Origin of the sequence: Bradyrhizobium sp. (assembly GCF_049586575.1) — a bacterium.
In the GTDB taxonomy this organism is placed as follows: domain Bacteria; phylum Pseudomonadota; class Alphaproteobacteria; order Rhizobiales; family Xanthobacteraceae; genus Bradyrhizobium.
In genome coordinates this window covers 1-12,159 of the sequence record NZ_JBAVCF010000553.1, presented here as the reverse complement: position 1 = coordinate 12,159, position 12,159 = coordinate 1, and the positions used below count along the sequence as shown (strand labels likewise).

Below are 12,159 nucleotides of genomic sequence, written 5' to 3'. Positions count from 1 at the left end.
ACGCGACCCCGGGCCGCCGAGCAGTTGATCGGTGCCGACGGAGGAAGCGACCAGCGGCACGATGGGTCCGGCCAGCGGCCGCGGCGCGGGCTGACCGGGTTGCGCATTGGCGTCGGGCGTTGCGGGTTCGCTCGGCAACGCAACCGGTGTGGAGCGGGAAGCCAGCAGGCGCGTGATTTCGCGCTCGACATAGTGGGCTAGCTTGCGCGCGCCGGCCTTGGTGAAATAAACGCCGTCATAGGAACGCAGGCGGCGGATCTGGCCTTCGAAGTCCGGTCCCTGTTGCAGGAAGCGCCCGGCTTCATCGACAAATCCGTCCCAGACGTCGACATAGGTGATACCGGCTTTGGCGGAAGCCTCACGATAAAGCGAATCCAGGAAAAGCGTGTCTGCGGTCGCCTTCGCCCCGCGCACGGCAGGCAAGCCGACCCAGACGACCGGCACGCCCTTTGACTTCAGGACCGCGATCATCTCGTCGATCTTCTTGTTGTAGAGTTCGACCCAGCGGTCGTCGTGGAATTCGACCAGGCCGTTCGGGGCGTGACCGCTTCTCTCAGGCGTCATGACCTGCGGCACGTCAGCGTTGTCAGCGGCATCGTCGGCCGGCGCCTCGGCATCGAGCGTCTTCTCCGCGGGCTTGCCGGCCTCCGTCCTTTCGTTGCCCTGTTTGCCGTCACCCTGTTTGCCGTCGGATTTGCCGCGGGCGTCTTTCTTGTCGCTCTTCTTGTCGCCTGTCTTGGCTTCGGATTTTTCCGCCGCAGGCTCGCGGATCGCAACGCGATCGCTAAGGCCGAGCATGACGACGATTACATCGGGCTTCTCGGTGGCCAGGATGCCTTTCGCCGCCGCCGCCCAATCGGCGGGATCGCCCTTCGGTTGGTACCGGATCAGGCCGGAGACGGTCTTGTGCCGGCGAATCACGCCCATGTCCGGCTGCTCGTTGTAGGCATCCTCGAGGCCATAAGCGAGCCAGTCGGCCATGGCGTCGCCCAGCACCAGCACGTTGTGCTCGGCAACGGTGTCGCGCTTTTGCGGCGGCGGCGCCTTGGAGTAGTTCTCGATCACGCGAGGGGCTTGCTGCTGGAAGGGCGCAAACAGGTCGCCGCCGAACCAGCCGCCGGGGCCGCGCAGCGGGGCCGGCTGAGATTGCGGCCGTGGCGGCCCGCCAAAAATGAAAAATTGCGCCGATGCCGGAGCCGTAATTGCGATGAAAAGCGCTACGGCAACCGCCAGCGCGGTCATCGGACCTGCTTCGGTGAACAGCCGCAAGAAGGGTCGTTTTTCTGGCATTCGGTCAGTTCGCAATGGTCGATTGGTCGCTAAGGATAGTAACAAAATCAGGCTGCAAGCGGGCGGATTTCCGCGCCGCCGGACCTTGCCACCACATGCTACCGTTAACGCTCAAAGGCAAGATCGTGGAGCACGATATCCGCATTCCACCGGGAACCGGCCTTTCACCCGGGATCCGGCAAAACAGGCGAATACGGTTACTTCCGAACGGGAATTACTGTCCCCGCAGCCGGTCGAGCATTTCCGAGGAGGCAAATCCGTCCGCGGGCGCCCCGATCGAGGCCTGAAAGCCGCGTAGCGCTTCTCTGGTTTCGCCGCCGAACTGACCGTCAGGCATGCCGCGATAAAATCCCCGCTGCGCCAGCAGCTGTTGCACTTCCAGCCGTTCGGCGCGGGACAGTTCGCGTTCCTGCCGCGGCCATGCCTGTACGAAAGGCTGTCCGCCGCGCAAGCGGTCGGCGAAGTGCCCGATCGCGAGCGCATAGGCCTCGGCGGGGTTGTACTTCATGATCACGCGGAAATTCTGAAGCATGAGAAAGCCCGGTCCCTCGGCGCCTGCCGGGGCCAGCAGATAGGCTTTTTCGCTTGCAGCCGGGAAGGCCTGGCCATTGGCGCGCTTGAGCCCGAGATGCTCCCATTGCGCAAAGGTCATGACCTTGGAGCGGTCCGCCAGCATGTAGTTGAAGTCCTTGGGCACCACGACCTCGTAACCCCAGCTCTGGCCGGTCTGCCAACCGTCCTTCTTCAAGTTGTTGGCGGTCGACGCAATCAAATCGGCCGGATCGTCAACGACGTTGCGGCGGCCGTCGCCATCGGCGTCGACGGCATAGCGCTTGAAAGCCGTCGGCATGAACTGGGTGGGCCCGAAAGCGCCCGCCCACGAGCCACGCATCTGGTCGGGGCTCAGGTCGCCGCGGTGAAGAATTTCCAGCGCCGAGAGAAATTCATCGCGGAAATATTTCTGACGGCGACCGATGCAGGCGAGCGTTGCGGTCGATCGCAGGACGCTGCGATCGCCCATCTGGGTCGAATAATTCGATTCGATGCCCCAGATCGCCGCGATAATATAGCGGTCGACGCCGTAAGCCTTCTCGGTCGCGTCGAACTGCTGTTTGTACGTGGCGAGGATATCCCGTCCCTTGGCAAGACGGTTGTCGTTGACGAGGATGTCGAGATAATCCCAGATCGACTTGGTGAATTCGGGCTGCGAATCGAGCAGGTCCATGATGCGCAGATCGGGGCTGAGGCCGGCCGTAAAACGCTGGAAACTCTCCTGGGAGATGTTGCGCCGTGCGGCATCCGGCCACATCGAGGCGACACAGTTGTCGAAATTCGCCGCCGCTTCGCGGATAGCGCTCGCTGTCATCAGCGGATGGCCGGAGGCGCCGTCCTCACCGCTCCACGGCTGCGGACCGCCGGTCGAAGCGGACTGGTTCGGTATGGAGCCGGTTTGACCTGGCTTCGAACCGTTGAAAATGTTGCCGAGAAAATCGAGCGGGCCGCCGCTGGCCGGCTGTGCGGGCGCCGGTGTCGACCAAAGCAGCGTCAGCGTGAGCGCCAAGACACCCATTCGCCTGATGGACATTTCCGTTTGCCGCGTCATTTTTCACCCGTCAAATCCGTCACCAAGCCCATCTTCAGGAGGCCCGGTCCCGGTTTCCAATAGATTAACAAAGGCGGCCTTTTGGCGTTAGGGATTAGCTGAAAAAGAGCGGACCGGTTGGAACTGCGTGCTCATATTGGCCTTTGTTCCCGGCGGCAAACCAGCTACGAAACGTCGTTTTCACCCGAGCTATCCGCAAGGCAGTGCCATTCCCATGAAAATCCGCAAAGCCGTCTTTCCGGTCGCCGGCCTCGGCACCCGCGTGCTGCCCGCCACCAAGGCGATGCCGAAGGAGATGCTGACCATCGTCGACAAGCCGCTGATCCAGTATGTGGTCGACGAGGCCAAGGAAGCCGGCATCGAACATTTCATCTTTGTCACCGGCCGCAACAAGGGCGTGATCGAGGATCATTTCGACCGCATGTATGAGCTGGACGCCACGCTCGCGGCGCGCGGCAAGAAGGCGGAGATGGACATCCTGGCCCGCGATCAGCCGGAAGCCGGCGCCATGAGCTTTACGCGCCAGCAGGCGCCGCTCGGGCTCGGCCATGCCGTGTGGTGCGCGCGCGACATCGTCGGCGACGAGCCGTTCGCCGTGGTGCTGCCCGATGAGCTGGTGCTGCATACGCCCGGATGCCTGGCGCAGATGATCGAGGCGGCAGGCAAGCTCGGCGAGAAGTCCAATCTGATTGCGGTAGAAGCCGTCCCCGATGAACTCACCCACCAATACGGCATTTGCGGCGTCGGCAAGCGCCAGGGCAAGGTGTTCGAGGTCGACGGAATGGTCGAAAAGCCGCCGAAGGGCACAGCTCCGTCTAACCTGTCGATTACCGGGCGCTATATCCTTCAGCCGGAGATCTTCAAGATTCTCGAAACCCAGGAGCGCGGCGCGGGCGGCGAGATCCAGCTCACCGATGCGATGATTGGTCTCACCAGGACTCAGAAGTTTTACGGCGTGGAGTTCGCCGGCGAGCGCCACGACTGCGGTTCGAAGACCGGATTTCTGCGCGCCAATATCGCCTTCGGCCTCGCGCGTGCCGAATTGCGCGACGGCCTGCGCGCGGAGATGAAGAAGTATCTGGGGAAGTGACGGCCCGTTACGCGGCGAGCGACAGCTTCGGGTTATGGGCCAGCACGGTGCGATTGCGGCCGTCGGCCTTCGCCGCGTAGAGCGCCCTGTCGGCAGCATTGACCATGACGGTCCATTCGGAATTGGCGTCCGGTACCATGCTCGCAACGCCGATGCTGACGGTGGTGATCGCCGTTTCGCCGCACCATTGCTCGACCTTCAGCCGGATGGTTTCGGCCACCAGGAACGCCTGCGCCGGTGACAGGTCCGGCAGCAGCACGGCGAATTCCTCGCCGCCATAACGAGCGGCACAGTCGCCCGCCCGGTGCACCGAATCCGAAATGCAGATCGCAATCCCGATCAGCACCTCGTCGCCAGCCTGATGTCCGAAGGTGTCGTTGAAGGTCTTGAAGTGGTCGGCGTCGATCATCAGCAAAGCCAGCGGCCGTTTCTGCCGCGCGGCGCGCCGCCATTCGATCTCCATGGAAGCATCGAACTTGCGGCGGTTGCGCAGGCCCGTGAGGGCGTCGGTGGTGGCAAGTTCCTCGAGCTTATCTTCGGCCGCAGCACGGCGGTCGATTTCGCGCGCCAGAAACAGCGAGACACCGAGCACGAATACAGCGAGCGCTCCCATGATCGCGCCGATCCGGGTCGCTTCGATGCGCCACAGTCTGTTGATATCTGCCCATGGCTTACCGATCAGGACGACGAGCGGCCGTGTGCCGTCGCGCCAGACATAGAGACGTGGTGAGTGGTTCGCCGATGCTATCCCTGAATAAGAACCACTAGGTTCGGAAAGCGCCCGTTTCACACCCGGCAGGTCGCCAAGGTTCTTGCCGATAATGTCGAGGTCAAAGGGCGTGCGCATGATCACGGTGCCATCACGCCGGAACACCGTGATGACGTCGTTGGGGTCAAGACGCAGCCGGCCGAACAGGTCGTGAAAATAGGAAAAGCGGATGGAGCCGGCGACCACGCCGAGGAAGCGGCCGTCTTCGCTCGTGATGCGGCGGCTGAGCACAATGGCGTAAGCGCCGTGATGCAGCATCGGGGGGCTGATGAACAGGCCGGCATCCGGTTGATCGCGATGAACCTTGAAGTATTCCTCGCCGCTGCGATCTTCCGGCAGCGGGTCGAACGTCGAGGCGTCGACGATCAGTTTTCCCGTGGAATCGAATACCTGGATCGCGCCAAAATGCTTGGCGGTCGCGGCATGATCGAACAGGATCAGTTGACGCAGCGGTTTGCTGACTCCGTTGATCTCCGGCGCCACCATATTGTTTGCGACCGCACGCAGCGAAAGATCGAACAGTTCGACGTTGCGGCTGATGTCGGAATCGATGCCGGAGGCAAGGTTTTCTAGCGTCTGGCGCGCCAGCTCTTCTTCGCTGTGGCGCATGTCCAGCATGACGCTGGTGCAGATCGCCGAGAAGCCGAGTACGGTGACAATGGAGGAGAGGATCAGCAGCTTTGCCGATAGCCGCCAGGGCCGGCTGGCCGTATCTTTGCGCCGTCCAAATCCCATCGTTTCGCTCCCGGATCAATGGGATGCGCCCGGAATGGTTGCCGTCGGCTTAAATGGGCTCCCGGCGCACCCGGATGCGTTAACGTTTCGTTTCCGGGCGTGACTCAAGGCATGCGACGGCGCAAGGATGGCACGGGACCGCTGCTTTGAAGAATATGCCTGGCGCGACTAGAACGGCGTCTGACGAGACTCAAATCTGAACCTCTGAGGCCATTGTGAACGACTACGACGCGTTGCGCGACTATCTGAAACGTCAGAAGCTGGCGGAATTCGTGCTGAGTTTCGAACAGATCGAGGAGGTCATCGATGCGGCGCTGCCGCGCGCGGCACAGCGCGCCTCGTGGTGGGAGACCTTGCGCAGCCCGCAGGAAAAGATGCCGCAGCGGGAGGCCTGCCTTGCCGGCGGCTATATTGCGACCCGACTCACCGACGGAAAGAGCGTTCGTTTCAAGCGGATCAAGTGAGTTGCGCCGCAACACACTGCGCCGTGATCAAGGATTAATCTTCCGGCAAGGTTGCCGTTAGCTCCGTCGCGCTAGAGTTCTGGGGCCGGTATCTCTTGGAGGCCGTGGATTCGGGGACGTCATGTCTTGCTCCGTGTCACCGGCCGACAACGATATTTCGCCTTCTGGACCAACGCCTCAGCGATCGGATCGCTGTCCCGCGTTGCATGAAACCACCGCGCGCGGCGTGTGGCGGCCATTCCGCAAGGGCGGCGTGGGACGCTGCGATAGATTGAAGACAACAAGAGAAGATTCCGGATCGCATCGGTTGCATCACAGGAACTTGGGGCAGTTTGAAAACCCAGGAGAAAGTGATCATGTCAAACGACATACTCAACCTCAGCATCAAGCGGCGAACTCTTATTACGGCAGGTTTCACCCTCGGCGCGTTGCAGTTTGCGAGACCGCTGGTTCGGATAGCGGCGGCCGTCGAGAAAAAGTATGGGCCCGGTGCAACCGATAGCCAGATAAAAATCGGCAACATCATGCCATACAGCGGGCCGGTATCTGCCTATGCGGTGATCGGCAAGACCGAGACGGCGTTCTTTCAGATGATCAACGATGACGGCGGGATCAACGGTCGGAAGATCGCCTTCATTTCCTACGACGACGCATACAGTCCGCCAAAGACATTCGAGCAGGCGCGGAAGCTAGTGGAAGACGACAACGTATTGTTGATCTTCAATTCGCTGGGAACGCCGACCAACACTGCGATTCGCACCTACATGAACGAAAAAAAGGTACCGCAACTGTTCGTCGCCAGCGGTGCGACGAAATGGAACGATCCCAGGCATTTTCCTTGGACGATGGGATGGCAACCCAGCTATCAAACCGAAAGCCGCATCTATGCGAAATATATCCTGAAGGAGAAGCCCGACGCCAAAATTGCAATCCTCTATCAGAATGACGACTATGGAAAGGACTACGTCAAGGGCCTCAAGGACGGCCTTGGGGCCAAGGCAGCGTCCATGGTCGTCGGTGAACAGAGCTATGAGACGACCGAGCCCCTGGTCGACTCCGAAGTGGTCAGGTTGCGGTCAACCGGCGCCGATGTTTTCTTCAATGTAACGACGCCGAAGTTTGCGGCGCAGGCGATCACGAAGGTATTCGACTTGGGCTGGAGGCCGCTACACATCCTGAATAACGTCTCGGCTTCCATCGGCAGCGTGATGAAGCCGGCCGGGTTCGAGCACGCTCAAGGTATCGTTTCGGCCACGTATCTGAAGGATGCATCCGACCAGCAATGGAAGAACGATGCCGACATGAAGGCGTGGAATGCCTTCATGGACAAATATATTCCGGGTGGGGACAAGAACGATTTGAACTACATCTACGGATACAGCGTGGCACGCACGATGGCTGAGGTCCTGAAACAGTGCGACGACGATCTCACCCGAGAAAACGTCATGGCGCAGGCCGCGAACCTGAAGAACTATCAACCAGGACTGCTGTTACCAGGAATAGCGATCAATACTAGTCAAGCGGACTTCTCTCCGCTCGACCAATTACAGTTGATGAGATTTGTCGGCCAGACGTGGCAGCTGTTCGGGAATGTCATAAGCGGACAAGTCGAAGGTTGAGACAAGCGCGTCGCCGGCTGGGTTGCCGGCATGGCGGACGATGCTGGCGCGATCAGCTCGCTGCCTCGAGCCTGACTTCGGTCAACAACCGCATCGCCGCGTCGGCATCCATCGGTTCGCCAAACGCGAAGCCTTGCGCGTATTCGCAGCCCAGCTGGTAAAGCTCGACCGCGTCTGAATCGGTCTCGGCGCCTTCGGCAACCACATCCATGCCGAGGTCGTGGGCCAGCGCGATAATCGACTTCAGGATCACCGGGCGCGTGCCGCGGCTCGTGGTGCGTACGAAGGATTGGTCGATCTTGATGGTGTCGAACGGGAAACGCTGCAGGTAGGCCAGCGACGAATGGCCGGTGCCGAAATCATCCAGTGACAGGCCGGTGCCGAGTTCGCGGATGCGCGTCAGCATCTGGGCTGCGTGTTCCGGATTTTCCATCACCAGCGATTCGGTCAATTCGAGCTTGAGCGTGCCGCGCGCCACCGAGGAGCGCGACAGCACGGTGCGGATGTCGTGAATCAGATCGTGTCGCAACAATTGCCGCGAAGAGACGTTGACGCTGGCAAAGATCGGTTCGCGCGAGCGCATGGCGCGCTGCCAGATTGCGAGCTGCCTCGCCGTCTGGTCGAGCACGAAGGTGCCGAGGTCGACGATGAGCCCGATTTCCTCGGCGATGGTGATGAATTCGTTCGGTGACATCCGCCCGAGCTTGGGATGGTCCCAGCGCGCGAGCGCTTCGAAGCCGGCAATCGAGCGATCTTCCAGCCGCACGATCGGCTGGTACAGAATCGTGATCTCCTCGCGCTCGATCGCGCGGCGCAATTCACTCTCCAGCGTCAGCCGATCGGTCTTTCGCGCGCGCATCGCGGGCTTATAGACGTCGATACGGTCGCCGCCGATGCGCTTGGAATGATACATCGCAAGCTCGGCGTCCTTGATGATCTCGTCGGAGAGCTGCGCTTGCGGATCGGATAGCGCAAGCCCGATCGAGGCGGTCAGGAAAATCTCGCGGTCATTGAAGGCGATCGGGGCGCGAATGGTCTTGCGGATGGTTTCGGCAAACGCGGTGATGCGCGCGGGGTCCTGTTCGGACATGAGGATCAGGCCGAACTGGTCGCCGGCGAGCCGCGCCAGCGTATCCTGCGGCTTGAGAATGCGGGTGAGGCGGCGCGCCAGCGTCAACAGGATGGAATCGCCGACCGCAATTCCGACGGAATCGTTGACCTGCTTGAAGCGATCGAGATCGATCACCATCAGCGTCGGCCGCAAGTTCGGCATGGTCCTGGCGAAGTTGGCCACCGCGCCGAGCCGATCCATGAACAATTTGCGGTTCGGGAGCCCCGTGAGGTTGTCATGCACGGAGTCGTGGAGCATTCGCTCCTCGGCGTTCTTCGCCTCGGTGACGTCGGTCAGCGTGCCGACCACGCGGGAGACTTCGCCGTCGGAGCCGACGACGGGACGGGCTTTCAGCGCGAACCACATGAAGTGCCCGTCCGGCGTGCGCAGGCGGAAATCCTGCACCAGACGCCCGCGGCGCTGGTCGAGCACGCTGTCGAGCGCCGCGCGGAAACGGTCCTGATCGAGCGGGTGCAGCACTTCAAGCCATTTGGCGGCCGGGCCTTCCAGCGTTCCGCGCTTGAGGCCGAGCAGGGATTCGGTCTCCGGGCTGGTGAAGACCTTGTCGGCCGAGACATCCCAGTCCCAGATCAGGTCTCCGGATCCTGCCAGCGCCAGCGCCCGCCGCTCGACGTCGGAGACGATGCCGGTGGTGGCGCCGCCGCCCGCGAAGGCGTGCTGCATGACGGTGAAGCCGATCAGCATCACGATCAGGACCAGGCCGCCGAGCAGCGCCGGGCCGACGATGTCGTTGGTGACGCTGCCCGCAACCGTCATGCCGGCGGCAATCACCCATACCACCAGCAGGAACCAGGTCGGAATCAGGAGCACGGCGCGATCGAAACCGTGTGTCGAGAGATAGACGATCAGCGCAAATCCAGCGAAGGCGATCATCACCAGCGACATTCGCGCGATACCGGAGGCCACGGCCGGATCGAACAAAGCGAGCGCGACCAGCGAACCCAGAAACACCAGCCACCCGACGGTGATGTGGGAGTAACGCACATGCCATCGGGAAAGGTTGAGATAAGCGAACAGGAACACCAGAAGCGTCGCGGCGAGGATCGCTTCGCCGCCGGCGCGCCAGACGCGCTCGGCGTTGTTCGACATATCGAGCACTTTGCCCCAGAAGCCGAAGTCGACGCCGATATAGACCAGCACTGCCCAGGCAAGCGCGGCTGCGGCCGGAAACATGATGCTGCCCTTGACCACGAACAGGATGGTCAGAACCAGCGCCAGAAGGCCGGAGATGCCGATCACGATGCCTTGGTAGAGGGTAAAGGAGTTGACCTTGTCCTTGTAAGCGTCAGGTTCCCACAGATAGAGCTGCGGCAGTTTATCGGTGCGCAGCTCCGCGACATAGGTCACGACCGAACCCGGGTCGAGCGTGATGCGGAAAATGTCGGCGGTGGCGCTCTCCTGCCGTTCGGGACGGTCGCCGGTCGAGGGCGTGATGGTGGCGATGCGCGACAGTCCGAGATCGGGCCATAACAAACCCGACGAGACGATGCGGTAGTGAGGCGCCACGATCAGACGATCGAGCTGATCGTCGGTGTTATTGGCGAGCGCGAACACCACCCAGTACACGCCGCCCTCACGTGCACGGACTTCGATGCGGCGGACGATGCCGTCGGTGCCGGGCGCGGTGGAAACCTGGATGCGATCGGTGTCGCTGTGCTGATGCTCAAGTACGGCGGTGAGGTCGATGGCGGACACGTCTCCGCGAACGCTGACAGCGTCGACGGCCATCGCCGGTGTGGCCGCAAAAATCATGAGGCCCAACGCGAGCAGCGCAAGGCACCTGATCAGACGCAATGTCGGTTCTCCGCGATCAACACCATTCGCGGGCGTCGATCATCGCCCGGCGTGTCGCGATAGATGACACGAATGCGAAGGAAATCAAAGGGTTTCCACCTCGCGATCGGTTGCGAGCGTTAAAGCGCCAACACAATTTTGCCAATATGTTCGCTGGTCTCCATGCGCCGGTGCGCCTCGGCCGCCTTTTCCAACGGGAAAGTGCTGTCCATCAAGGGCTTGATGCGGCCCTCGCGCAACAGCGGCATCACTTTGGCCTCGATGGCAGCGACCATGGCCGCTTTGTCCGCATTACTACGGGGGCGCAGCGTCGAGCCGGTGTGATGCAGCCTTTTCATCATCAGCTTGCCGAAGTTGACGGTTGCCTTGGGTCCGCCCAGGAGCGCGATCTGCACGATGCGTCCGTCGGTTGCGGCGGTGTCGTAGTTGCGTTCGACATAGTCACCGGCGACCATATCGAGAATGACCTCGGGACCTTTGCCTGATGTCAGCGACTTGGCTGCGGCGACGAAGTCATCGGTCTTGTAATTGATGGCGTGATCGGCACCGAGCTTCAGGCATGCATCGGCTTTCTCTTTCGATCCGACGGTGACGATCACCTTCGCGCCGAAAGCCTTGGCCAACTGGATGGCCATGGTGCCGATGCCTGACGAGCCGCCATGGATCAGGATGGTCTCGCCGGCCTTGAGCTGGCCGCGCTCGAACACATTGTGCCAGACCGTCATCAGTGTCTCCGGCGTGGCGCCGGCTTCCAGCATCGACAACGAGGCGGGCACCGTCATCGCCTGCGCATCTTGCGCGATGCAATATTGGGCATAGCCGCCGCCAGCCACCAGCGACATCACCCTGTCGCCGATCTTGTGCTTGTGACAGCCGGCGCCCAGCGCCACCACTTCGCCCGCGACCTCAAGGCCGGGCAAATCGCTGGCACCTGGCGGGGGCGGATAGGACCCGGAGCGCTGGGCCACGTCAGGCCGGTTGACGCCGGCCGCGGCGACCTTGATCAGGATTTCGTTTGGCCCGGGCAGGGGCACCGGCCGGGTCTCGGGCAGAAGCACCTCCGGGCCACCGGGTTTGCTGATGCCGATGACGGTCATTTGCGAGGGGACTTTTTCCATGATTTGTCCTTGGCCAAACGCTAGTGTCCCGGTTCTGACATTCGTATCCTATCGCGGGAGGCGCTTTTACGAATGTCAGAACCAAAGGGACACTAGCAAATATATGATTCTAGCGTGGCTTTGGCTCTGACGTTCCTTCGAAGAGTTCGCAGCAAGGCTGAAGTAACGTCAGAGCCGCCACACTAGAATTTGCGAAGAGACACCTGATTAGCCAGCGGAGCCTCCTCTGGCAACCAGCCGAAGGTTTATTGATCACGGAGCAGCCCATGGCTTCCATCGAGGACGACGACAAGCCGCGAAAGAAAGTCACCCATGAGATCGGGCAGGACCTTTCATTGCTCTCGGTGGAAGAACTCAACGAACGCATTTCACTGCTGACGTCCGAGATCGAGCGGTTGCAGGTGGCAGCGAGCAAAAAGCGGGCCTCCAAGGACGCCGCGAACAGTTTTTTCAAGTCGTAGGGTCGTCCCGGCCAAGCCAGCGGATCGCGCGAATGCGCGCCCGATGGCAGGCTCCGCGCGCGCCGGAACCCACACGCTGCGACC

9 protein-coding genes are annotated in these 12,159 nt (G+C 61.6%); 4 read left to right on the top strand and 5 right to left on the bottom strand.

The genetic code is table 11. The features are described 5' to 3' along the window. Window positions 1–1,290 (bottom strand): SGNH family hydrolase (locus tag WB528_RS20915; protein ID WP_423890316.1); only part of this gene is annotated, 1,290 nt, incomplete at its 3' end. A gap of 214 nt (window positions 1,291–1,504) precedes the next feature. Beyond that, a complete protein-coding gene (locus tag WB528_RS20910; RefSeq protein WP_423890317.1) occupies window positions 1,505–2,860 on the bottom strand; it encodes a lytic murein transglycosylase in 1,356 nt (451 codons plus the stop codon). A gap of 247 nt (window positions 2,861–3,107) precedes the next feature. Here WB528_RS20910 and galU point away from each other — a divergent pair, with 247 nt between their 5' ends. Next, window positions 3,108–3,983, top strand: coding sequence for a UTP--glucose-1-phosphate uridylyltransferase GalU (gene galU, locus WB528_RS20905; RefSeq protein WP_423890315.1), 876 nt, complete (start codon window positions 3,108–3,110; stop codon window positions 3,981–3,983). Window positions 3,984–3,990: 7 nt separating this feature from the next. Here the strand turns inward: galU and WB528_RS20900 are convergent, their stop codons facing one another. Continuing rightward, complete coding sequence (locus WB528_RS20900) at window positions 3,991–5,487, bottom strand: sensor domain-containing diguanylate cyclase (protein WP_423890314.1); 1,497 nt, start codon at window positions 5,485–5,487, stop codon at window positions 3,991–3,993. Window positions 5,488–5,702: 215 nt separating this feature from the next. Here WB528_RS20900 and WB528_RS20895 point away from each other — a divergent pair, with 215 nt between their 5' ends. Together WB528_RS20895 and WB528_RS20890 are read left to right on the top strand one after the other, a co-directional pair. Beyond that, window positions 5,703–5,951, top strand: coding sequence for a DUF7662 domain-containing protein (locus WB528_RS20895; protein ID WP_423890313.1), 249 nt, complete (start codon window positions 5,703–5,705; stop codon window positions 5,949–5,951). Between the two features lie 332 nt (window positions 5,952–6,283). Next, the gene (locus tag WB528_RS20890; protein WP_423890312.1) at window positions 6,284–7,570 is read left to right on the top strand and encodes an ABC transporter substrate-binding protein; all 1,287 of its coding nucleotides are present in this window, start codon (window positions 6,284–6,286) and stop codon (window positions 7,568–7,570) included. Between the two features lie 52 nt (window positions 7,571–7,622). Here WB528_RS20890 and WB528_RS20885 read toward each other — a convergent pair whose 3' ends face one another. Both WB528_RS20885 and WB528_RS20880 read right to left on the bottom strand, forming a co-directional pair. Beyond that, entirely contained in the window at window positions 7,623–10,496 is a 2,874-nt protein-coding gene (locus WB528_RS20885; protein ID WP_423890311.1) for an EAL domain-containing protein, read from the bottom strand. Window positions 10,497–10,615: 119 nt separating this feature from the next. Next, window positions 10,616–11,614 (bottom strand): NAD(P)H-quinone oxidoreductase, encoded by a 999-nt coding sequence (locus tag WB528_RS20880; protein ID WP_423890310.1) that lies wholly within the window; start codon window positions 11,612–11,614, stop codon window positions 10,616–10,618. A gap of 266 nt (window positions 11,615–11,880) precedes the next feature. Here WB528_RS20880 and WB528_RS20875 point away from each other — a divergent pair, with 266 nt between their 5' ends. Continuing rightward, the gene (locus WB528_RS20875) at window positions 11,881–12,075 is read left to right on the top strand and encodes a DUF1192 domain-containing protein (RefSeq protein ID WP_423890309.1); all 195 of its coding nucleotides are present in this window, start codon (window positions 11,881–11,883) and stop codon (window positions 12,073–12,075) included. The last annotated feature ends 84 nt before the right edge of the window (window positions 12,076–12,159 follow it).

Coding starts and splice junctions, on each gene's coding strand:
- WB528_RS20910 (WP_423890317.1), bottom strand. CDS start 2,860: ATGGGTGTCTTGGCGCTCACGCTGACGCTGCTTTGGTCGACACCGGCG.
- galU (WP_423890315.1), top strand. CDS start 3,108: ATGAAAATCCGCAAAGCCGTCTTTCCGGTCGCCGGCCTCGGCACCCGC.
- WB528_RS20900 (WP_423890314.1), bottom strand. CDS start 5,487: ATGGGATTTGGACGGCGCAAAGATACGGCCAGCCGGCCCTGGCGGCTA.
- WB528_RS20880 (WP_423890310.1), bottom strand. CDS start 11,614: ATGGAAAAAGTCCCCTCGCAAATGACCGTCATCGGCATCAGCAAACCC.
- WB528_RS20875 (WP_423890309.1), top strand. CDS start 11,881: ATGGCTTCCATCGAGGACGACGACAAGCCGCGAAAGAAAGTCACCCAT.